The organism is Leptolyngbya sp. FACHB-711, assembly GCF_014695615.1.
Classification (GTDB): Bacteria; Cyanobacteriota; Cyanobacteriia; order Elainellales; family Elainellaceae; genus Leptolyngbya_A.
In genome coordinates, this window is sequence record NZ_JACJOR010000388.1 from 17,518 (window position 1) to 40,480 (window position 22,963).

Consider the following 22,963-nt stretch of genomic DNA (forward strand, 5'->3'; position numbering starts at 1 on the left):
CGAGTTTCAATCGAGTCAGGCAACTCGGATACCAGCCCTAATTAAATTCAACCCACGATCGCCCAATTCCTTAATCCCCCTCAAAATAAACTCGCCGCAGCGCACTATTTAATCACTGAGCCGCCCTCATTTCCCCAAAAATCACTTTCCAAATCACAACAAATCCTCCTAATCAACTTAAGTTCGGCTGTATTAAAGTGCAGTCGTACTGTTATCTTATGAATATGCGTATGGCTTGCTCTCCGTGATTCCGCAGCAGCTTACTCTCAAAAACTTTCTGAGCTACCGCGAGGCAACGCTCGATTTTCGCGGCTTAAATGTTGCCTGTATTTGTGGTGCAAACGGAGCCGGAAAATCATCGCTTTTAGAAGCAATTGCCTGGGCACTTTGGGGCGCGAGTCGGGCATTGAGCGAAGATGATGTAATTCACCAGGGAGCGATCGAGGCCCAGGTGGATTTTGTGTTTGAGTATCAGCAGCACGCCTATCGCGTGATTCGCACCCGGCGGCGAGGGCAAGCCAGTTCGCTAGAGTTTCAGATTTCAACGCCCAATGGATTTCGCACCTTAACGGAAAAGGGAATTCGGGCAACGCAGCAGCTGATTTTGCAGCATTTGAAGCTGGACTATGAAACGTTTATCAACTCCGCCTATTTGCGTCAGGGACGGGCAGACGAGTTTATGCTCAAGCGTCCTACCGATCGCAAGCAAATTCTCGCCGATCTGCTCAAGCTAGAACAGTACGATGATTTAGCCGAGCAGGCAAAAGAACGATCGCGCCAGCTCAAAGCGGAAATGACCGTGCTGGAACGCACGCTAGAATCGATCGCGGCTCAGTTGGCACAGCCCAGTCTAGAAGCAGACGAAGCCAGCCTACGCGACACCATTCAGCAGTTGCAGACCGAACAGCAGCAGGATGGCGATCGGCTCTCAGCACTGCGTCAGTTGCAGCAGCAGCGGCAGGCGTGGATGCAGCAGCAAACCCTTCAGCAGCAGCAGGTTCATCCCCTAAAGCAGGACTGCCAGCGGCTTCAGCAGGAGCTAAAAACCCTTCAGCAGCAGCAGCTTCAGCTTGAGTCGCTTTTGCAAAACGGGGAGGCGATCGGCGCACAGTACGCCCAATATCAGCAGCTTCAGCGCGAAGAAGAGCAGCTCACGGCAAAGTTTCAGGCGCATCAGAATGCTCTGGCACAGCGGAGCCAACTCCAGCAACAGCAGCAAGCAGCCCTGGGGCAGATTAAAGACCAGCTTCGGCAGGCACAGTTACAGCAAGAGACGATCGCCCAACAGCAGCAAGAAATTGGACAGATTCTCAGCCGAGCACCCGAAATCGAAGCGGCACTGGAACAACTCCGGCAGGCGCGATCGCACCTCGCACAGCTTGATCAAATACAGATGCAGGCTTCTCCGCTGACACAGCGCAGACAGCAAGTGCAGACTCAGCTCGATCGCGCTCAAGCAAAGCTCACAGCCCGTCTTGAGGAAGTCCAATCCTTACGGCAGCAGCTAGAAGCACAGCAGCAAACCCAGCCTCACCTGCAAAAAGCAACCCTGACGGTTTCCGAACAGATCAGCTATCTGGAAAAACGCCGCCTTTATCAGCAGCAGGTTCGCGAGAAAGGCATGGAGCGGCGCACCTTTATGGAACGCTTGCAGGAACAGCAGCGCAAATGCGAACGAGAACTCGCCGAACTCGATCACAAACTGCGAATGCTTCAGCACGATGCCGCCGAATCTGGGATTCAAGCAGGCGTTCAGCAATTGCTTCAGGCGAGTAGACCCGCAATCCACGACGGCGAAGACGCGCAACTCTCGGTCGTGGCAGCAATTGAATCTCGATTCCCTTCCGCCTTTCCGCCCTGTCCGTTGTGCGATCGTCCTCTGGATGAGGATCACTGGCATTTGGTGATCGAGCGGCATCAGGCACAACAGCAGGAAATCCGCAATCAGCTCTGGGTAATTCGGGAGCAGCTCACGACCTCCGATCGTGAAATTCGCGTCTTGCGGCAGGAATATCGGGCAGTGGAGATCGAGCTAGAGCAGTATGGCACTGTTCTGGAGCGGCGCGGACAGTTACAGCAGCAGCTTTACGGCGTTTCGGAAGCACAAACCCGACTTCAGCAGGTGATATCAGAACAAATCCATCTGGAACGATCACTTCAGCAGCAGGATTACGCCGCCGACCTTCAGGAAGAACTGCGGTTACTGGATCAGCGGCTTACCCAACTCGGCTACGACGATCGCAATCATGCCCTGGCACGGGGACAGGTCGATCGCTGGCGATGGGCAGAAGTCAAGCAGGCAGAGCTAAAGCAGGCTCAGCGCAAACAAAGCCAGCTCCTCGAACGCGAACCGCACATTGCCAAAACGATCGCCGCCCTGGAACAGCAGCTTCAGCAGATTCCCCATTCGCCCTTGCAGCAGCAAATCGAGGCAATCGATCGTCACATTCAGGAAATCGGCTATGACCTGGAACGGCATACGGCTTTGCGGCAAACGCTCAAACAGGCGCAGGATATCCCGCTGCGCTATCAGGAACTGCTTCAGGCACAGCAGCACTATCCTCAGTTGCGTCAGCGAATGCGTGACCTGACCGAACTCTGGCACGATCGCACCCAGGCCCTTCAAACCCTTGCCGCCCAGCTTCAGGCGATCGATCACACCCTCGCCCAAACGCCCGATCCTGCAGCAGACATTCGATCGATCGAGCAAAATTTGCTGCTGAGACGATCGCGCCTCGATACCCAATTTGCCGCCCTGGGTAAGCTTGAACAGCAGCGACAGCAGCTCCTCGTACTCAGCAATCAGCAAACCGCCCTGGTCGAACAGCTTCAAACCCTGCACCGCCAGTACCGGGTGCATCAGGAACTCGCGCAAGCCTTCGGCAAAAACGGACTTCAGGCCCTCATGATCGAAAACGTGCTGCCCCAGCTCGAAGCCGAAGCCAATCAAATTTTGGGACGGCTCAGCGCAAACCAGCTTCATGTACAGTTTGTCACCCAGCGTAGCCGCAAATCGGCACAGTCAGGGAATCATCAATCTGCCAATAAACTGATCGACACGCTGGATATTTTGATCAGCGATACCCAGGGCACGCGCCCTTATGAAACCTATTCCGGCGGCGAGGCGTTTCGGGTCAATTTTGCGATTCGCTTAGCCCTGGCAAGACTTTTGGCACAGCGATCGGGCACTGCCTTACAGCTCTTGATTATCGATGAGGGCTTTGGAACGCAGGACGATGCGGGGTGCGATCGGCTAATTGCTGCCATTAATGCGATCGCCCCGGACTTTGCCTGCATTCTCACCGTCACCCACATTCCCCACCTGAAAGAGGCGTTTCAGACCCGGATCGAAGTTCATAAAACCGAGCAGGGATCGCAGATTCAGTTATCTGTTTAAGCCCCCGTTTGAGCCCCTGTTTAAGCACCTATTTAAGCACCGTCCTGAGCTTTGCAGATCTGGGCATCAATCTGGTGATACAGGTCTTCCAGCGTTCCGGTATTGTCCAGCACCACGTTTGCCTGCTGAACTTTTCGCTCGATCGCCATTTGGCTATCAATCCGTGCCTGGATCTGGACTGAGTCAAGCTGATCGCGCTGCCGAAGCCGCTGTCGCTGCTGGTCTGGAAACGTTCGCACCACCCAGATTTCGGTGACTAGATCAGTCATACGGGCTTCAAACAAAAGGGGGATCACCAGCACGACGATCGGATAAGTGTCTGCAGGGAGTAGGCGTAAATCGCTCTGCATTCGATCGCGCACGTAGGGATGAATCTGTTGCTCCAGCCAGAGCCGCTCTGCCGAACTGCTGAATATGATGTCGCCTAATCGACGGCGATCGAGCTGCCCATTTGACTGGAGTACACTTTTTCCATAGCGTTCGACAACTTCGCGCAGCACCCGCGATCCGGGATGAACGGCTTCTCTGGCATACAGATCGGCGTCCAGAACCGGAATTTGATAGGTTTGTGCGAGATAGCCCGAAACCGTTGTTTTACCCATGCCAACGCCCCCAGTAATGCCAATAATGCGCTGACGAGAAGATGCAGAATTTGAACGTGAATTCCCCGATGGTTGATTTGAATCAGTCATAGCGGTTAGAGCAATTTCCTCCGGTAACCCATTGCCCGATCGCTTGCGTGAGTCCTTCCAGGGTGTACTCGGCTGCCTCTACATCGACCCTCTTGAAGTACATCTGACAAGCGATCGAGGTTTGGGGCCCGATCGAGGCAAGGCAGGTGCGGGGAGAAGGAATCGGCTGAGATGCAGCAGGGGCGATGCTTTGCACAAGCTGATGAAAGCATTTCACCGTTTTAGAGCTAGCAAACGTGATTACATCAATGTGCAAGGGAGCTTCGCCTGAGGTTATCGCGTCCTTTTGCAGTGCCTGGGCAATTTCAGGAGCGATCGTGCGAACACAGCCCGACTCGTATGCTGCGACTTCCACCACTGTTGCGCCCTGTGCAGATAGCTCTTTCACCAGCACTTCCCGTCCACCCGTCTCGACTCTGGGAAACAGCAGCTTTAGTTCAGGCAACCGATCGCGATCGGGAAAATGCTCGACCAGTGAATCAGCAACATAGTTGGGCGGAATAAAATTGGGCTGAATTCCTTTTTGCTGAAGACAGGCAGCCGTTTTTTGCCCGACCACCGCGATTTTGAGCTGATACAGCACACTGAGGGATTTACCCTGAGCCATTAATCGTTCTATGAAATAATCGACGGCGTTGGTCGAGGTGAGTATCAGCCAGTCGAACTCGTGCAGCCGATCGATCGCCTGGTCTAAGCCATGCCAGCTTGAGGGGGGCGTGATCTCGATTGCAGGCAGCTCGATCACCGTTGCACCCTGCTGCTGGAGCAGTTGCGTAAACTGGCTCGATTGTCCAGCCGCTCGCGTAACCAGAACGGTTTTGCCCGCAAGCGGCAGCGGTAGTCGGGGAAGAAAAAGGTTTACCACGGTTCTATCGCTATCGTTGTTTTTATGTAAATCTACTGATCTTACTGATCACGACTATTGTGCCTGTTTAAGGGGAACTGAAGATAGGGGCGCAGCCGCACAACTTCTCCGATCACCATGACCGCAGGCGAGAGAGACTGGCGATCGGTTTGCCGCACAATCGTTTCCAGCGTTCCTGTCCAAATTTGCTGATTGGGCTGTCCTGCCCAGCGAACAATCGCAATCGGGGCAGTAGACGATCGCCCGTGCCGCACCAATTCCTCAATGATGGTCGGGAGCTGTTTTGCGCCCATTAAAATGACCAGCGTTTCAAGCTGTGCCAACGCTTGCCAGTTCAATGCATCAGGTTCATGTGCCGTCACCACTGCAAAGCCTCGGCTCAGCACCGGATCGGTCAGGGGAATATCTGCCAAGAGCGGAGCCGCTAACGCCGAGGAAATGCCCGGAACCACCTCAAACGGGCAGCTTGCCTCCATCAATGCCTGAATCTCGCTGGTCGATCGCCCAAAAATAAACGGATCGCCACTCTTGAGCCGCACCACCTGCTTTCCCTGCTGGCAAAGGCTGACTAGGAGACGGTTTATCTCCGCTTGAGGGGTACTGGGCTGTCCGCCTCGCTTGCCCACGTTCAAAATTTCACAGCCTGGGGGCGCAAGATCGAGAATTTCCTGATCCACCAGCGCATCATACACGATCGCCTCTGCCTGACTAATCAGCCGATACGCCTTGACCGTAAGCAGGTCGATCGTCCCCACGCCGGAACCCACCAGATAAACCTTCCCAATCCGATTTTCTTCTGGAGAAAACTGCTGCTCACCGCTCATTCGCTCTTTTTTCCTAACCGTATAACCTCACTTTCTTACCTTAGTTCCTTGAAAGTTCCTAATGCTTGTTAGCTGACTTTCAGTTTTTTCTTTTATAGGCTGGATAAGTTCTTACAAAGGCAGAAATCGTCAAAGGTCGCTCGGTACATAGCATTCAGCAGCTAAAGCAATCTCCTCAACTTGCTATGTCAGACGGTGGACGATCGCCAGCCTAGTGCTTTTCGATGGGAGTCGTTTCGATGCGTCACAAAGAATTCAAATTCAGGTTCAGGACAGTTTCTCTCTGCTTTTTGGTTGGAATGTCTCTGGTGGGATGCCGAGACTTTAGCAATGTGCGAAAGCTAGGCGAGAACTCCAAAGAAATTGCGGCAAAATCACAGGAAATGGCAACTGATTACTATCAGTCCTGCCTCAGGCGTGCCAGGGTTCCGATCGACACATTTCCAGATATTGCCAATACTAGAGCGGCGGCAGAAGAGGCTTGTCGGCAAAACGATCGTGAGTTAGGGATGGCGAATCGCAGATGCAAATCAAGTGATAATCGCTTACCTGAACAATCTGATGATGCTAGCGGACAATCGCTCCAGCGTGATTACGCCTGAAAATCAGAAAAAGCTACAGGGCGCGTTGGGAGATTTGTCTACCTCGCTGAGCGATACAAGCGGCTCGGTTCCAGAGCCAGTCAGCACAATTCTGGAACAAGGTTCAAGTATCCTGAACGTCATTTTTGATGCGGTTGCGGCTGACATTCGCGGAGACACAATTCCCCCGGTGATGGTTTGTACAGACGAAGCGATTGACAGCTACACCCAGGGATTAATCGAAATTGCGTCGGTTGTTTATGTGAATCAGCTTCAGCTAGAAGCAGACCAGCATCGACAATATTTCGGACTCCTGACGCCACCACCAGGCACTGTTTTCACACCGTCTGAGGCTCTTAGCTTGCTTCGGCTCGATCGCGAATATAACGAGGCGATCGACAAGATTAACGAGAAGAAAGCATTTGCTGAAGAATTTGTAAAAGTTCTGGACGCAACTCGTGGGAGCCACAAATCGATTAGTTTAGTCTTTGCAGAAAAGCTTGACTTAACGAAGTTGAATCAGGAGAAACAGCCAGAAATTGATCCGCTTAAACAAGATGCTTTTTGTGCCGAGCGTGCGACTCAGCGTTATCAGGAACCCGTGTCGATTCAGCTCACGCCGTCGGATGTCAGCAGAATTGTCAACATCTTGAAGGATTACGAAAGAACTACGGCTCCCATGATTGAAAAAATGAAACGAGTTGATTTCAAGCAGTAATTCCTGTCTTCGATTGAGCGATCTTTAACAAGTTTCTTCAGGAGATCTTATGTCAAGCACAACAAAGTTAGCCGAACTCATTACGACAGTCAAAGAAATTGGAGATGCTTCGTTTGCTGAACGAACAGCACTCTTCAAAGCAGGCAAGATTTCCACAGTTAAATGGGAGTTAGCAGATCAAACCGCAGTTCTGGACTATGTGAAAGCAGTGGCAGATAGGACTGGCTTGACCGATTCAGAAAAGAAAAATCTGGTGAAAGAAGTGACAGATCTACTGGCAAAAAGTAGCCCTGCCAAACCCACAGTTCACGCCCTGGAACTTGAGCTGATTAATCTTCGAGCCAAACTCAACAGTACTCTTTTAACAAAGATTATTGCTGGCATGAGTAGTTATGAAAAGACGATCAACGATGCGTCCAAAGACTTAAAAGAGGCACTGGATAAGCTCAAAGAGCTGAACGAGTCATTTGGGGCGATCGCGATCGTTGTCAGCTTGGTCGCAGCGATGGTTTCACTCTCATCCGGTAAATTTAACTTGCTTGCCAAAGCCGCTGGAAACCTGCTGTAAAAGCAATCGAAAGATGGGAGCCGCCGTGATGTGCCTCTGTCGCTTGATCTAGATTTGTCAGTCAATCAGGATTTTGCTTCTGCAAACGCTTCAGTCGTGTCAGGCTGGGGCGTTTCAAGTTGTTCCAGGACTTCGATCATCTCCCGCTCGAATGCGACCTGTGCCCGATTCGTTTTGCCACCGATGTAGGTTCTGTTTGCAGTTTGCAGTGCCCAGATTTGCGAGTGGGAAACGTAGCTCATGACAACGCCCAGCATCAGCAAGCCAAACCCGGTGTAAACCAGTGGAATACCCGGATCGGCTTTAATCTGAAGTCCCGTACTGCCAACCACCTGCTCGATCGCCAGCGTCACGCCATTCACCTCAGTAGACATTCCTTCGCGGACGGTTGCGATCAGCTTGCCCTGCATATCGTAGACCAGCAAAATGCCCTGAAGATCTTTGGCAACGATCGACACGCCTGCCGTTAAATCCGGTTTGGTAGGAATCCAGGTTCCCCACAGGCGACCTGCGCCTCCAGTTTCAAGCTGCGCCATCGGAAGTTGAAGGCTGGGGCTATTGTTGATGTGGAACTTGAGAGCGGCGATCGACCAATCGGCCTGATAGAAAGTAACTCCTTTGTGTCTCAAGGGCTTATTCACATGAATGGTTTGGCGATCGACTTCCTGCCCTTGCTGATCGAGAACGGATAAATCGGAGTAGAACTGATCGATCGTGCCGTTTGGTGTGTAGTCGATCCAGAAGCGATTCACCCGCATTGACCAGTCCTTGGGAACCTGCGCCGCTGCCCACGGCCCTGCATCAAAGATATTCCTCACCTGAAACGTTTCGCCGCTGGGAATCATTTCCTGGGCAAAAAAGCCCGTCATTGCGCCCCAGATTGCCCCCACCAAAATGAGCAGCATACTGGCATGAACCACGATCGGACCAATGCGTCCGGTAATGCCTTTCCGCGCATAGAGCTTGTCGCCTTCCTGAAAGATGCGATAGCGTTTTTGGCTCAGCAGGTGGGAGAGTGAGTCGATCGAAACCTTATCCACTTCGGCACTCAGGGCAAGCTTTTCAAACTGGCGTGGCTGCTCATAATATTTCCATTTACGGGCAGCTTTGAGGGCGGGAAACTGGCGGGTAAAGGTGCAGGCAGTGAGGCTGGAGCCAAACAAAATCAGCAGTGCCAGAAACCACCAGGTTCGGTAGACATGATCGAATCCTAGCGTGAGAATGACCTTCCAGCTTAGAAAGCCAAACAAAGCTGGATCTTCAGGATAGTTCGCCTGATAAAAGGCAAGGGTTTGACCCTGCTCAATCACGGTTCCAGAGACGCTAAAAATGGCAATTACGAGAAGGAGGACGATCGCCAATCGCAAATCGGCAAGTAACGGCAATAGTTCTTTTTTGAAATATTGTTTGGGAACATTTGTGAATTGAGCCAGGGCAGAGCGAAAGGAGGAATCGGCAGACATGGTTAAAGATAGTTTTGAGGACAGAAAAAACAGAGAATAATAAACGTGGAAATTTGAAAAGTTATTGTTTAGGAAATGTCTGTGAGGATTGGAGTGCTACAGCCCCTAAATCCGCTATCGATGGGTATAAACGGGAGGCTTTGAATTGAGAACTAGATCGGAAATGCTTCACAGGTAAAGGGTTAACTGGTGAGAGGTTGGGGGACGGCTCGGTTCCTCCAGAATCGAGGGGGGTTAAGGGGGACGGTTCGAATCGCGATCGTAATTCAAACCTCCTCTTAGAAATTCGCTGTGCTAAACCCCTGTGGGAAATAATCGAAACAGCAGCGAGAATAAGCCAAACCCGACCAGCAACGCACCGCTTGCAGGCGTAATCCAGCCCGACCAGCGACGCAGCTCTAACAGTTTTTTAATCGATGCAGTGAATGTTCCTGCCAATACCAGGGGAGAGACATAGCCTGCCGTGTAAGCCAGCAGCAGCATTGCGCCCAATTGCGGGTTTCCGGTTTCGGTGATCCATGCCAGCAGGGTGGCGAGAACGGGGGTGCTGCATGGGGAAGCGACTAAGCCAAACGTTAAGCCGACCAGATACGATCGCACGCTTTCCGGTAGCTCTTTTGAAATCCATTCGGTTCCGCCCCAATTGGGCAACTGCAATGGCAGTAGCTCCAGCAGGTTCAGCCCCATCAAAATTGCAATCATGCTGACGACGATCGGTAAACCAATCCCGACCTGACCGTAAACCTGACCGACGATCGCCGCTGCAATACCCAGCCCTGCCAGTGTAGTCGCCAAGCCCAGCGCAAACCATGCTGACTGAACGGCTGCCTGAATCCGACTTCTGGCTTCGTAGCCGCCGATATAGCCGATCGTGATGGGCAACATCGACAGCATACAGGGAGTGAGACTGGTAAGCAGTCCCGCCAGAAAAATCACCCCAACGCTGACCGGACTCAGGTGAACGAGCTGATCGGATACCAACGTATCGGCGGAATGGGCAAGGTGATAAAGGAAAGTTTGCAGCGAATCCAGCATTGGGGGCGATCGATATCGGTGAGGTTCTCCTTTTCTATTCTACCGAGTGGGGGATGCGGAGGGGGTGGAGGGGTAGAGGGATGGAGGGGCGAGGTTAGAAGCGAGTTTCGAATTCCAGGATGGCGCGGCTTTCTCCCTGGAAGTTGGAGGAGCCTCGGACAGAGAGCTCATTGGTGAGGCGGTAGCGCAGGTTTAATTGGGTAGGTTCGGGGGCGGTGAGGATTTGCAGAGCGGAAACAGAAAGGTTGTCAGTGATGTCAAAGCCCAGCTCAGCGGCGATCGCCAGGGTGGAAGTGCGGGCATCATCGGAAACGAGGGTAGTGGGGAAGAGGCTGAAGTCGGTTAAGCCGAGGGCGTTGCTAATCAGGTTTTGGAGCTGGCTTAATACGGCTGATCCGGCAAGGGAGGCGATCGCGGTTGTCACGCCGCCTTGTTGAGCCAGGGTGCTAACATAGCCACCGCCGATCAGCGCGAGAATTTCGGTTTCGCTGCGGTTGGGGCTACTGGTTAACTCTAGATTGTTGAACACCTGGCTGGCAGGTCCGGCGACGCTTGCCTGCACTCGCACAGTTTCCAGGCGACCAAAATCGGCAGCTAAGGGTAGATCGGCAACTTCAGCAGCGGCAAACGGAGAAGTATTGGGAACCGGATATCGGGTGATTTCAGGGACAGAGGCAACTAACTGCACATCCAGTAATGGATCAAGCCCGCGACTGGGCTGGAAAACGACCGTGTTGGTGTAATCGCGATCGAGATTAAAGCGCGTTGTAAACAGGTTGACCTGACCACTCCGCAACTGCACAGTTCCCTCCGGGCGCAGATCGTCGATCGTGCCATCCACAATTAAATCTCCTGTCACCACAAAGCTCAGCAGCGGATCGCGGGTGACGCGCAAATCATCACCTAGCGTGAGCCGCAGACTCTGCAAGAGAGGGGGTGTGAAAAGCGAGGACTCTGTATTGCCAAACTGGGAAGTTGGGGCGGCGGCGATCGTTGAGCCATTGTCTTCGGGTAACTGCACTTGCCCATCGCTTAGCAAAACTTCGCCGCTGATTTCTGGAGCCAGAGCTGTTCCGGTGAGAATGACCCGTCCGGCGACATCACCTTCGTAGCGGTCTTGCAGATCGAGCGCGATATTGTCCAGATTGAGTGTGAGCGGCGGCTGGTTGTCGGGGTTATTCACGGTCAGCGGCAGGAGGATCGGCAGCGTTCCCTGCGCTACGATTTGCCCGTCGCTAAACTCACCTTGCAGGTTTTGCACCTGAACCTGATCGTTTCTGAAGACGATCGTGCCGTTGAGATTGGTGATATCTTCGGGCAGAGCCTGCGCCGAAACGCGAGCATTAGCAAATTCAGCCGTGCCGCCGATCGTCAGATCTTGCTGAGTGTCGGTCAAAATGCCGCTTGCCTGAACCTGCACATCTGCCTGTCCCTCGCGCCATGCCACCTGATCGGTAAAGGCGTTAATCAGAGTCAGCCCATCGTTTCGCACATTCAGATTGACATTAAAGGCACTCGACGCTGGCTCCACTGTCATAAAGGGAAACTTGTAGGGAATGCTGCCCGTGAGTGAAAACTCGTCGGTTGAGGTGGGTTCGGCGGGTTCGGGCGTGATGTTTCTGGAGCCATCTGGATTGTTTGTCCCATTATTGTTTGTCGCACTGTTTGCAGTGGTCTGCGGCTGCTCACGCACAAAGTCTGTATCAAAGGTCAGCCGTGCATCGTTGTAGCCAAACAAATTGCGAAGCGGCGGCAGTTCCGTATTGTTGACAATCGTATTATTGAGCTGAATTTCCCCGATCACCTGCGGATCTCCGATCGAGCCTGCCAGGGTGGCGTTTGCGGTTAGATCGCCCTCAATGTCGATCGGCAGCCGGAACACATCGCGCAGTGCCTCTACCGGAATTCCTTCGGCAAGCAACTGTCCAGACTGCTGTTCACCGCCCACCTGCCCCGAAAACGTGAGAAACGACTCATCCGACTGAAACCGGAGCGGCAGCAGCGTCAGCACGCCATTCTGAAACTGTCCCTGTGCGATTACCTGATCGACTTGATAATCTTCCCATCGCCAATCTCGCCCAGCGAGGTCAAATCGAACATCCACGCCAGTTTGGGCAGAAGAGGCAATGTCGATCGCCCCGGTAAACACGCCTTGCAGCTTCGAGAGATCGGGCAAAAACGAAGACTGTTCCCGCGCAGCAGCCTGCTGACTCAGCAACAAATTGATTTCTGAGTAACGGCGAAGCTGATTGATGAGAGCGGCATCCGGCTGACCCACCGAAAAGGGCTGAACCTCGGCAGCAGTCGCAAAAACCGGGGAACGTAGCCCACGCCCAAAGTCAGAAAAATTAAAGAACTGAAGTGCCGTGAGAATGTCTTCGATCCGCCCCTGATCTGCCACAATGCGAGCTTGCAGCGGATTGTCCGATCGCGAATTAAACGTTCCCGATAGCAAATAGCGGCTACCGCCCTGTTGCAGTTCGCCCTGTTGCAGCACCGCCACCCCGTCTACATAGCGGAACTGTCCCGCAAACCGCTCGGCTGCAATATAGCCTAACGCCGGACGATCGATCGTCAACTGCCCGATGACGCTGGGATTATTCAAATTGGCAATATTCGCCTCGATCTGACCGCTTGCCTCACCCGCGACAATGCCAATGCCGTAATCTGCAGCGGGGGCAAGACCCAACACCTGAAGCGGAAAGTTTTCCAGCGTTGCCGTGAGAATGTCGCCTGCGGTGCGTCCTTGCGCGATCGACTCTCCTTGCTGCACCAGGAAACTCACCGGACGGTTGCGATCGTCCAGCGTCAGGGCAACTCGATCCTGCTGTCCTGCCACATCCAGGCTGATACCGCGATTCGTGTAGCGAAAGTCTCCGGTCAGGCGCGGTTCAAAGGCAACCTGATTCACGCGGAAATCGTTTAAGCCCAGCCGTCCGGCGACTCGTGGCGCATCGGGTGTTCCCGTGACTCGTCCGCTAAAGTTGGTGCGTCCTGCCAGCCGGATTTGCTCTGGAGTATTAATCGGCAGTTCAGAGAGCGCATAATCCTGCAAATTCACATTCAAATCCAGATTGGTGATCGCAGGCGTGCCTTCCAGCCGCGCAAACACCAATCCGTCTGCCTGAAAGCCCGTCGCCGTCGCATTGCGAACCTGAAGCCGATCGCCCAGCCAGCGCACATCTGCCGTTAAAGGCGAGTTAATAATTGCTAGCCCCTCCGATAGCCGCACCTGTCCCGATGCCGCGATCGCCCTTGGACTCAGGTTATTCAAACTGCCTGCAAGCTGGAAATCACCGCTCAGCAAGCCCCGCAAATCCGGCGAAAACTGCCGCAGCGCAACCCCCGAAGTCTGAACATCTGCGGTGAATCGTCCGTTGACGGATTCTGCATCTGCCCGAACAATGCCGCCTGCCACCAGAGCTGCCCCATCCTGCAACTGGATTCGATCGCCCGCAATTCGCACTCTTCCCCGTGCCGCATAGGTTGCCTGAGGAGCCTGAAAATCTACCGTCGTCACCAGATTATCGGGAGAACCCGAAAGCCGCGCCTGGGCATCGACTAAGCCGATCGTAAAATTATTCAGATTCGCGCCATATTGACGGGCAATCGTGTCACCAGGCAGGTTTTGTCCCTGTAGATTAAAGGCAACGCTGCTGTTTTCGCCAAAGCCAATGCGTCCACTGCCCGTAACCAAGCCGCCCCCACGCGGCACTGCCCGAATCCCATCAAACGCCAGAACGCTATCCCCGACCCGATAACGAGTTTGCGCCGACTGAAACGTCACGCGATCGGCAACGATAGGCGTTAAATTCTCCGCCACGCCCGAAACCACTGGCTTATCGATCGCCCCAGTAATTTGAAGCTGAGAGCGCACTTCACCGGATACGGGAACCGGAGAATCCACGTCAAACGTATTGAAGAGATCTCGAATCGTGGTGCGATCGACCTGCGCCCTCAGGTTGTAGTTGCGCTGGGTGTTGAGGCTGCCGCCCACCCGAGTCGGGATTAAGCCATATCTGCCGCGCACGTTTTCAAAGAACACATCCTGACCGCGAAACCGCAGCCTGCCGTTGACCTGCGTCAAGAGCTGTGGAACCTGCTTAATTTTGCCCGTCGCGTTTTGAAACTGCACGACTCCGTTGAGCTGAAGCGACTCGTCTTCGGGGGGAAACACCACCTCCAGATCGCTCGATAAGCGTCCGGCTCTAATTTCCACAGGCAGCGGAACCAGCAGATTCACATCAGGACCCAGCAGATTTTCACCTCTGGCGCGGAGCGTGGTTTGTTCGCGATCAAGGTTAGACTCGCCTTCGATTCGCAGTTCGCCCCCAGTATCGGGTCTGCCCGTGACTTCGTAGGAAATCAGCCTGTTTTGATTCCGAAACAGCGTAGCGGCATCCACATCTCGGATCACAATTTGCGGACGGGCAACGGCATTGCGGGAAAGGGTTTCCGGCGAATCATCGTCACGCGGTTCGGGCGTCGGGTTTTGCGGATTCGGCTCATCCGGGTCAACCACTTCTGATTCCTCTACGTTTCCATAGGGCAGCAGCGTTAATGTGCCATCCCGCACGCGCAGCGCATCGACTTCAACGGCAATAAAAGGGTCAGGTGCATTTTCGTTGTTTCTTGCCCTTGTGGTGATCCACTGTCCTTCTGCATTCTGGTCGGCAAATGCTTGGGCGTTTACCAGCGTCACATCTACGCTGAGCGTTTGATCCCACAACACTTCAAACGGGTTAAACGTGACCTCAACCCGCTGCATTTCTAGCCGATCGCGATCGGTTGGCGTTGCCGGAATTGCAGAAGGACCAAAGACAATCCGCGTCAAAGAAATCTGCTCGACCTCGCCTGCCTGCACCGGACGATTGAGCTGCGTACTGACCTGACGAGCAATCAGGGGAGACAAACCCTCGTTCACAAATCGCCATGCCCACCACACGCCACCTGCCAGCCCCACGAGCAGCAGACCCCCCGCGACGAAACCCGCCCGAATTACCGTGCGCCGCCTGCCCCCCGTACGGTTTTGCCTCGCTGTAGACGTTTGCTGCTCAGGCTGATTCTCTTTATTATCATTGGGAGAATTCGTCATCCGTCTCACCCCACTCGCCTTTCCCACCGCTGTCCTTCGGCTGTGCACCAGCGCAACCCGCCTCACGACGGACAGAACTGCCGAAAGATTTTACCCGTTTCTTCAGAATCGTTTTCTCAAATTGTCCTTAAGCACTATAGCCGAGTCTTTGGGAGAGGGAGCAACACAAATGACAGCAGGATACCAGATTTTGCGGACTCCCCTGTGTCTAAATTGTCGCTAAGTTTCTACGTCTCTCAGCCGATCGCTTCGCTGTTTCCCAAAGGGATAATTGTTCTCGCTAGAGAACTGCCTGGCATGATCTGTCTTGTCGAGCTATGGGGCTGAGGAATTTGAGGATGATGCTCCATCGCCAGCAGCAGAGCCAGACTTGCTAGCAGCAAAAGGCCAATACCAAACCCAATTTCAATAATCCACGAACGAATCTTAAATTGCACTGCCCGATCTCCACTGCGCCTCTCATAAGATAGACGATCGCGAAACGCAAAAGGTTCTTAGATAACTAAATTTAGTTCCAGGGCTTGTTACCCCAAGGCAGCATCGATCGCACATTAACGCATCAGCAAGCGGAGACGATCGCAAGTAGCCAGTATCACAAAGGCAGTCGATCGTTTTCTACCATCGTTTTCTGCCCTTGATTGCTGATTCATCAGAACAACCCTCCTGATTCACACCGAAACGATTCCCCTCACCGTCAATCTTGATATCTAAGCCACAGTTCGAGGCAATGGGAGCAGTCAGGAAAGCAGTGTTTTTTTACGATCGCTCATTATCTACGATCGTTCACAGGGGGCATAATGGCTAACGGTGCGATAGTCTAACTGCCATTGAGGGGACAGGGACAGATCGGAAGTCTTTTGAACGGAGCGCGTTGTTTCCACAATCCAGCCGGAGCAATCGTCTGCTTTGGCAGGAGGAATCTCTTCTAACACTTGAGATTCAATCTTAATTTGAATCGAGTAAGGCTGTTCACCCCATACGCTGGAATGCACTTCACCCCGATCGCCCAGAACTTGAAAGCGCAACTGCAAAGCAATTTGACTGGAGTTTCTCACGACTAAATCTTTGTAGCCATAGGCAACCGCAGCATCTTGCCCCAGCGGATAAAAGCGTTCGTCGCCATAGGCATCAATGCTGTGACAATGACGTTCTAAAATCTCGCAGCCTGCCTGCAAAAATGTGTTAAACAAATTGGTTGCAATCAAACATAAACCACCACCCACATCAGTCAAAACTTTACCTCGAATAAAGACTGGAGCGGCTCGAAATCCATTCTTTAAAGTAGGTTCACCGATCCGATCGCAAAAACTGAAAACTGCTCCCGGTGCTAAGCGCAAGCAGTGAATCCGTTCGGCTGCAAGCTGCAAATTCCACAGACGATTGGCACGAATTTCGGGAGTACCGCGATCGGGAATCGGCGTTCTAAATTCACTCCATAAATAACCGTAGCGGTCAGCAAATTCGGGGTCTTGCGTTCGAGCGTAATAAAAGGGATAGCCTCGTAAAAACGCTTTACCCTGTTTCAGCCGGTTACGAATCGGTCGCTTACAGTTCTCCCAGAAAAGATGCATGATTGTTCTGTTGGGAAATTTGTTTTCGATCAACACCACTCGATCGCTTTCGTCTGCTCAACAATATCTTCAGATTGAGAAAACTCACCGATCGACTCCCCTTCAGCGATTATAGTTTGACTGAGGTAAATTATTCGATCGCTTTACAAATTGTTCGATCGTCTCTCTGATCGTCCCCAGAATCAATTATCAAAAGCGTTGTTACTTTTCACAGTGTCATGAAAGGACAGTTTGGGTCAAACAGCAACGAAGCACAAGCGGTAGGGCTGAAAAAGAAATCCGATCGCAAGCTAACACAGTCAAACAAAAGGGAGCGCTCGCATACCGCCTTTATCATGAGGGCATCACGCGATCGTTTCTGCCTGTCATGCGTCCTTGCTGCCAACCGTGCCTTGTGCCAGTGCTAAACTCGTAAACACAAATCTAGATAAAACGCTGCATCGCCAGCCGTGAAGCCGGGAAAGGTGCAATTATGCCTACTGCCCATTCCATTTCTGCTCAACCGATCGATCGCTTACCTGCCGAGAAGCGCGTCACATTGCATGGTGTGAGTTGGGAGGCTTACCAGAAAATTCTAGAAGCGTTGGGGGAGAAGCGAGCGGCTCTTCTGCGCTACTACAAAGGAACGTTAGAGATTATGACCCCCTTGGAGGCACATGAGAATCTGAGTCGTTTAATCAGTGATTTTATTAAAATCCTGGTTGATGAGCTGGATCTCAACATTAAAAGCATGGGGTCAACGACGCTGAATCGTCCTGACTTGCAAGTTGGAGCGGAACCCGACGAAGGATTTTATATTGCGAATGAGCCGATCGTGCGAGGCAAAACCGTTGATTTAGCAGTTGATCCACCTCCTGATCTGATTGTCGAAGTGGATATTACTCACACCGATGTCAACAAAAATGTGCTTTATGCAGAAATAGGAGTAGCTGAATTCTGGCGATACAACGGTAAACAGCTAAGAATTTACGAATTGCACAATGGGCAATATCAAGAAGTAGAAGCTAGTGCTACCTTTCCGCAAACGTCAAAAGAACAGCTTTATGAATTTCTAAAAGAATGCGCCCAGCAAGGAGAAACCCAGGCTAAGCGCAATTTAAGAACAAAAATTGTATAGCAATAAAACGAATCGCCAATCTCGTCGTCTAGAACCCTCATCTTTAGGTACAGTTTTTAGGCGGTACGAAAAAATGGTTTGCCAATTTACTCCATTTGTTGCAATTTCTTGATCCTACTCTGTGATAAAATGGATTGCCAATTTTTGATGCCTTTGTAAATTAAGGCTTTCAGGTACTACATTCCACATGGCAGCCGACCCACAATGAGGAGGCGATCGTACCTTGTATCCTACTACTAAAGAATTTTTGAATCGTTCTTGCACCACCGACCGGAGGGCAAGCTCGAACTGATCGAAGATCACCTGATCGTCGGTAGCCAACTACTGCTGCGACAGATTCTTCAGGGTTGGCGAGCGATTGCGGCGATCACGTTTGCTCCCATTGAAATTTTGCTCCTATTGAAATATGAATCGAGGCGCTGTGGATAGGAGAGCGATCGTTTGTTCGGGATGTTGTCATGCGGTTGGGAGAAAAAGGATTTACGCCTGACCTGATATTTTTCCAGTCCAAGAGTCCTTGAGAGGTGGCATTTCACAACCGCCTGTGGTGAAGCGAGAGAAGGGAAGGAGGGAGAGGAGCGTGGGGAAGGGGCGATTACCCCTTTGGGGAACTGCGAAGCATACGGGTGGCTGATGTTTAGAAAAAATTTTGAGGCACTTCGCGCCAGAGGGAAGAGAAAAAAGGGCAGAGGGCACAAGGGTAAGAGGGTAAAGGGCTACGGAGTCCTCGGAGCACGACACCCAGAGCGAGGGGGGCTTTGAGCACCAGTTCCCTCCAACTTTGGAAGGCTAGGGGGGCTAATCCTACTCCGGTTCAGCAATGCCACATGCCAAGAAGAAGTTTATGATTCATGACTTATAGTTTGTATAGGAATTAGCTCAATTCATCATTTTGAGTTAAGTTACGTTAACTTAACTACTGCCGAATAAAACCTCTTGTTAAAGCCCTGCTGCTAAAAACACTGATTCATGCATCCGCAAAATTCATCAGCCCCTTCCTTATCTTTAGATTCTGCAATTGATCGACGCCCGTTGACCATAGCTCCTGATGCGTCCCTGGGCAGCGCGATTAGGATGATGAGCAAAGCGCAGAGCAGCTGTGTTCTTCCGGGTTTAGAACTCTCGCTCAATACCGTACTGATGAGCGAAGCGCGAGCAAGTGGCATTCTGATTGTAGAAGGGGTACGGCTCCTGGGGGTATTCGGAGAGAGAGACGCCCTACAGGCGATTGTTTCAGGGCGAGATTTAACGGCAGTGAAAGTTGCTGACGTTGTGCGTCAACCAGTCATCGCCTTGACCCAAACTGAAGATCAAAACGTTTTTACTGCCCTCGCTCAGCTCCGTCAGCATCAGATTTATCATCTTCCTGTTGTGGATGAGCAGGAGCAGTGGCTCGGTATCATCACCCCGGCGAGTCTCCGCTGTGTCTTACAACTAGATGAACTACTGAAATTAAAGCAGTTAGCAGAAATTGTTTCTCCGCCGATCGTTCAAGCACCTGCAGCTACATCAGTTCTCCAGTTAGCTCAATTAATGCTTGATTGTGAAGCGGATTGTGTCGTGCTGACAGCAGCAGATGATACGCAGGATAATTCCCACCCTGTGGGATTACTTTTAGAGCGGCATGTGCTTCAGCTTTGGACATTAGGGCTAGATTTATCGCAGATACAAGCTCAGACAGTGATGAGCAGCCCATTCCTGCACTTCCCATCCTCAGAGTCGATATTAGTTGCTTACTGGAAGATGCAGCAAGCAAAAGTGCAGCGGTTTGGGGTATACGGACCCCAGGGAGAACTTTTAGGCGTTGTCTCACCCACAAGTTTTCTAGAGGTTCTGGCTCTTAATGAGATGTATGACGCTGCGGAACAACTGCAGCGATCGATCGAGCAGTTTGAGGCATCAAGCGGTGAATTGGCTCAAGAACAGGGTTCAGAATTGGCTCTTCATCTGCTAGAAAATCCGGTAGGCTTGCTGGAACAGCTGCAATGCAGCCAGATTCTAGCCGCGATGGCACTCCACATCCGAGAGTCCCTGAATCTTAATGACATCCTGCAGCGGAGTGTCGAGGAAGTCCGGCAATTTCTCAAAGCAGATCGAGTGATTATCTACCAGTTCCATCCAGACTGGAGTGGCACCGTCGTGGTCGAGTCAGTCGAAGACGGTTGGAGGCCTGCACTCAATAGCAGCATCCAGGATAAGTGCTTTGGGCAAAACTATGCCCAAGCTTATAAGAATGGACGGACTCAGGTTTGTGAGGATATTTATACAGCTGGTTTAACTCAGTGTCATATTGACATTCTGGTCCTATACGATATACGAGCAAGCCTGGTTGTCCCGATCCTGCAAGGAGAACACTTGTGGGGATTATTATGTGCCTATCACTGCTCTGGCCCCAGACAATGGCGATCGTTTGAAGTTGATTTATTGAAGCAACTCGCAATTCATATGGCGATCGCGATTCAACAATCTGAGCTGTATCAGCAAGTCCAGAACGAACTGAAAGAACGCAAGCGAACCGAGGAGCAGCTAAAACTGTCATTGAAGGAAAAAGAAGCCCTATTGAAAGAAATCCACCATCGGGTCAAAAATAATCTACAGGTGATTTCAAGTGTCTTGAGACTTCAATCGGACTACATCAGGGACGAAAGGGTACTTGCACTGTTCAAGGACAGCCAAAATCGAATTCGTTCAATGGCGCTGATTCATGAAAAACTGCATCAATCGAGTGATTTACTCAAAATCAACTTTGATGAATATATTCGTGACTTGGCGAATAATCTGCTTCGGTCCTATACGGCAAATTCGCAAGCAGCAACGCTACGAGCTGAGGCAGCAGGCGTTTGGCTCAATATTGATACAGCCATTCCCTGTGGATTAATCATCAATGAATTAGTTTCCAATACCTTAAAACATGCTTTTCCTACGCCAACCTCAGAAAATGAAATCCTTATTGAAATTTCCCCCACTTCTGACAATCGATTCATATTAACTGTTCAGGATAATGGAATTGGCTTTCCGTTAGAGCTAGACTTCCGTAACACAGAATCACTCGGCTTGGAACTTGTCTGCGTCTTTACTGAACAACTCGAAGGCACTATAGAACTCGATCGAACAGAAGGAACAGGAACGACCTTTAGAATTACATTTTCAGAATTAGAAAGTATAGGAAGGGAACAATAAATGGCTAATGAAAGGATTTTAGTCGTTGAGGATGAAAGAGTTGTTGCCCGTGATATCGAGAAGCGATTGAAAAAGTTGGGGTACAGTGTACCTGCATCAGTCGCCTCTGGAGAAGAAGCGGTTGAAAAGGTCGCGGAATTACGACCAGAGTTAGTTTTAATGGATGTCCGACTTAAAGGTCAAATGGATGGCATCGAAGCGGCAGAGCAAATTCGAGCCGATTTTGATACGCCTGTCATTTATTTAACGGCTTATGCTGATGAAGCCACATTGCAACGAGCCAAAGTGACAGACCCCTTTGGATATATCGTGAAGCCGTTTGATGAGCGGGACTTGCATGTTGCAGTCGAAGTTGCCCTCCGCCGGAAATTGTCAGAAACTGCGATTCGCGTCGCTCTAGAAAAAGAGAAAGAGTTGAGTGAGCTAAAATCTCGGTTTTGGTCAATGGCAGCTCATGAACTTCGAGGTCCGATGACCTCAATTCTGGGCTGTGCCCAATTGCTGGAGCAGGAAAATCATAATTTAACCGAAGAAAGACGACGCGAGTTTTTATACATAATTCAACAATCGGTTCGATCGATGAATCAATTGTTGGATGATTTATTATCTGTTGGTCAAGCCGCAGGTGGAAGCTTGAAGTTTAAGCCAGCCTCTTTAAATTTAGATCGCTTCTGTCGAAGACTAGTCGAGGAAATCCAATTTAGCACAGGTTCAAAGCACCGCATCCTTTTCAACAGTCAGGGGCACTGCGAGAATGCTTGTCTGGATCAAAAACTCCTCAGGCACATTCTCACGAATTTAATTTCAAACGCAATTAAATACTCTCCCCAAGATCGCCCCGTCTATTTTGACCTTTCCTGTCATGAAGAACAAGTCACCTTACAAGTTCGAGATATGGGAATTGGAATTCCTTCTGATGCTCAAAAGCATTTGTTTGAACCTTTTCAACGAGCAAACAATGTGGGCAAAATTCCTGGAACTGGGCTAGGGCTAACCATCGTAAAACATTGCTTAGACTTGCATGGCGGGCAAATTGATGTAGAGAGTGAAGTGGGCGAAGGAACAACCTTTGTTGTTAAGCTGTTCCAGCCGCTAAATAGCCAACTGGAAAGAACTGCACCGAGTTAAACAGGAATGACAAGGCGCAAGACTGCCAACAAAAAACTCTCGACTGACAACGGTAGTCGGGCTTAGCAATGTTTGTGATATTTATAATGTTTGTAATATCTACTATAGGAACAGCTTCACTGTCTTAATTGGGACTGTCTCAATTAGGCTAATGTAGCCACAGTGTTGCGTCGCAAAAAATATCTGAATGGCAAACGAACTTGATGGGCTGATTGCGTACACAAGGGACAAGCCACCGTTTTTCTCATCTTCTAGGTTAGAACATTCTCCATATAGACAAGCTAACTGCCACAACCTTCCTTCAGTGTGACAGTTAGTTTAAGACTTTACGCACGAGTTTAGAACTTTACGCGCGAGTTCAAGACTTTATTGTTTGCATACAAACATCGAGAACAGCTTCGTTAGAACAGCTTCGTTAAACTATTCAACTGTCACTGACTTCGCCAAATTACGCGGCTGATCCACATCTAAGCCTCGGCGCGACGCAATATGATACGCCAGGAATTGTAGTGGAATGACCGTCAGAATTGGAGAAAGCAGTTCCTCGACCGAAGGCACGGGCAGAATATCATCAAACACTTCCGCCGCATGAGCATCATTCATCGGTGTCACACCAATTAAACGCGCATCACGAGCTTTCGCTTCTTGAGCGTTAGAAATCACTTTCTCATACACCGCTCCCGGCATGGCAATCGCCACCACAGGCACTTTTGCATCCAGTAACGCGAC

The 22,963-nt window shown here is 51.1% G+C and carries 17 protein-coding genes; 8 read left to right on the forward strand and 9 right to left on the reverse strand.

Translation table 11 applies throughout. The features are described from left to right. Positions 1-244 precede the first annotated feature (244 nt). Complete coding sequence (locus H6F80_RS16360) at positions 245-3,397, forward strand: AAA family ATPase (protein WP_190792606.1); 3,153 nt, start codon at positions 245-247, stop codon at positions 3,395-3,397. 32 nt (positions 3,398-3,429) lie between these two features. Here H6F80_RS16360 and coaE read toward each other — a convergent pair whose 3' ends face one another. The 3 genes from coaE to cobA are packed head-to-tail and all read right to left on the reverse strand — an operon-like array spanning position 3,430 to position 5,778. Next, complete coding sequence (coaE, locus tag H6F80_RS16365; RefSeq protein ID WP_190792591.1) at positions 3,430-4,089, reverse strand: dephospho-CoA kinase; 660 nt, start codon at positions 4,087-4,089, stop codon at positions 3,430-3,432. Continuing rightward, entirely contained in the window at positions 4,082-4,954 is an 873-nt protein-coding gene (locus H6F80_RS31375) for a uroporphyrinogen-III synthase (RefSeq protein WP_190792592.1), read from the reverse strand. Before H6F80_RS31375 ends, coaE begins: the two co-directional genes overlap by 8 nt. 41 nt (positions 4,955-4,995) lie before the next feature. Continuing rightward, complete coding sequence (gene cobA / locus H6F80_RS31380) at positions 4,996-5,778, reverse strand: uroporphyrinogen-III C-methyltransferase (protein WP_190792593.1); 783 nt, start codon at positions 5,776-5,778, stop codon at positions 4,996-4,998. A gap of 290 nt (positions 5,779-6,068) precedes the next feature. On the opposite strand from cobA, the gene H6F80_RS16380 reads away from it, so the two are divergent. Genes H6F80_RS16380 through H6F80_RS16390 form a run of 3 tightly spaced genes read left to right on the forward strand, consistent with a single transcriptional unit; the run spans position 6,069 to position 7,645 of the window. Continuing rightward, positions 6,069-6,380 (forward strand): hypothetical protein, encoded by a 312-nt coding sequence (locus H6F80_RS16380; protein ID WP_190792594.1) that lies wholly within the window; start codon positions 6,069-6,071, stop codon positions 6,378-6,380. Further along, on the forward strand, positions 6,340-7,077 hold the full coding sequence (locus H6F80_RS16385) for a hypothetical protein (protein ID WP_190792595.1): 738 nt from the start codon (positions 6,340-6,342) through the stop codon (positions 7,075-7,077). The genes H6F80_RS16380 and H6F80_RS16385 overlap by 41 nt, the downstream gene beginning before the upstream one ends. Before the next feature lie 49 nt (positions 7,078-7,126). Then, the gene (locus tag H6F80_RS16390; RefSeq protein ID WP_190792596.1) at positions 7,127-7,645 is read left to right on the forward strand and encodes a hypothetical protein; all 519 of its coding nucleotides are present in this window, start codon (positions 7,127-7,129) and stop codon (positions 7,643-7,645) included. A 65-nt stretch (positions 7,646-7,710) separates the two neighbouring features. Here the strand turns inward: H6F80_RS16390 and H6F80_RS16395 are convergent, their stop codons facing one another. The 5 genes from H6F80_RS16395 to H6F80_RS16415 form a co-directional block, all read right to left on the reverse strand. Beyond that, on the reverse strand, positions 7,711-9,108 hold the full coding sequence (locus H6F80_RS16395; protein ID WP_190792597.1) for a cytochrome c biogenesis protein: 1,398 nt from the start codon (positions 9,106-9,108) through the stop codon (positions 7,711-7,713). Positions 9,109-9,402: 294 nt separating this feature from the next. Then, the gene (locus H6F80_RS16400; RefSeq protein ID WP_190792598.1) at positions 9,403-10,143 is read right to left on the reverse strand and encodes a cytochrome c biogenesis protein CcdA; all 741 of its coding nucleotides are present in this window, start codon (positions 10,141-10,143) and stop codon (positions 9,403-9,405) included. Positions 10,144-10,237: 94 nt separating this feature from the next. Further along, positions 10,238-15,238: a translocation/assembly module TamB domain-containing protein gene (locus H6F80_RS16405; protein WP_190792599.1), complete on the reverse strand. Its 5,001-nt coding sequence runs from the start codon at positions 15,236-15,238 to the stop codon at positions 10,238-10,240. A gap of 236 nt (positions 15,239-15,474) precedes the next feature. Beyond that, positions 15,475-15,675, reverse strand: coding sequence for a hypothetical protein (locus tag H6F80_RS16410; protein ID WP_190792600.1), 201 nt, complete (start codon positions 15,673-15,675; stop codon positions 15,475-15,477). Between the two features lie 336 nt (positions 15,676-16,011). Next, positions 16,012-16,809: a VanW family protein gene (locus tag H6F80_RS16415; protein WP_190792601.1), complete on the reverse strand. Its 798-nt coding sequence runs from the start codon at positions 16,807-16,809 to the stop codon at positions 16,012-16,014. A 472-nt stretch (positions 16,810-17,281) separates the two neighbouring features. Between H6F80_RS16415 and H6F80_RS16420 the strand changes: the two genes are divergently transcribed. The 4 genes from H6F80_RS16420 (at position 17,282) to H6F80_RS16430 (ending at position 22,234) form a co-directional block, all read left to right on the forward strand. After that, complete coding sequence (locus H6F80_RS16420) at positions 17,282-17,926, forward strand: Uma2 family endonuclease (protein WP_190792602.1); 645 nt, start codon at positions 17,282-17,284, stop codon at positions 17,924-17,926. Positions 17,927-18,184: 258 nt separating this feature from the next. Continuing rightward, positions 18,185-18,355 carry a hypothetical protein gene (locus H6F80_RS29455; RefSeq protein WP_206755081.1) on the forward strand — a complete coding sequence of 57 codons (171 nt, stop codon included), beginning with the start codon at positions 18,185-18,187 and terminating at the stop codon, positions 18,353-18,355. Between the two features lie 603 nt (positions 18,356-18,958). Then, positions 18,959-21,106, forward strand: a complete 2,148-nt coding sequence (locus H6F80_RS16425) for a histidine kinase dimerization/phosphoacceptor domain -containing protein (protein WP_199296625.1) — start codon at positions 18,959-18,961, stop codon at positions 21,104-21,106. Further along, the gene (locus H6F80_RS16430; protein WP_190792604.1) at positions 21,107-22,234 is read left to right on the forward strand and encodes a hybrid sensor histidine kinase/response regulator; all 1,128 of its coding nucleotides are present in this window, start codon (positions 21,107-21,109) and stop codon (positions 22,232-22,234) included. It abuts the gene before it with no gap. Between the two features lie 420 nt (positions 22,235-22,654). On the opposite strand, the gene H6F80_RS16435 is transcribed toward H6F80_RS16430, so the two are convergent. Further along, on the reverse strand, positions 22,655-22,963 hold a 309-nt coding region (locus H6F80_RS16435; protein WP_190792605.1), incomplete at its 5' end, for an SIS domain-containing protein.

Coding starts and splice junctions, on each gene's coding strand:
- coaE (WP_190792591.1), bottom strand. CDS start 4,089: ATGACTGATTCAAATCAACCATCGGGGAATTCACGTTCAAATTCTGCA.
- cobA (WP_190792593.1), bottom strand. CDS start 5,778: ATGAGCGGTGAGCAGCAGTTTTCTCCAGAAGAAAATCGGATTGGGAAG.
- H6F80_RS16385 (WP_190792595.1), top strand. CDS start 6,340: ATGATGCTAGCGGACAATCGCTCCAGCGTGATTACGCCTGAAAATCAG.
- H6F80_RS16390 (WP_190792596.1), top strand. CDS start 7,127: ATGTCAAGCACAACAAAGTTAGCCGAACTCATTACGACAGTCAAAGAA.
- H6F80_RS16395 (WP_190792597.1), bottom strand. CDS start 9,108: ATGTCTGCCGATTCCTCCTTTCGCTCTGCCCTGGCTCAATTCACAAAT.
- H6F80_RS16400 (WP_190792598.1), bottom strand. CDS start 10,143: ATGCTGGATTCGCTGCAAACTTTCCTTTATCACCTTGCCCATTCCGCC.
- H6F80_RS16405 (WP_190792599.1), bottom strand. CDS start 15,238: ATGACGAATTCTCCCAATGATAATAAAGAGAATCAGCCTGAGCAGCAA.
- H6F80_RS16415 (WP_190792601.1), bottom strand. CDS start 16,809: ATGCATCTTTTCTGGGAGAACTGTAAGCGACCGATTCGTAACCGGCTG.
- H6F80_RS16420 (WP_190792602.1), top strand. CDS start 17,282: ATGCCTACTGCCCATTCCATTTCTGCTCAACCGATCGATCGCTTACCT.
- H6F80_RS16430 (WP_190792604.1), top strand. CDS start 21,107: ATGGCTAATGAAAGGATTTTAGTCGTTGAGGATGAAAGAGTTGTTGCC.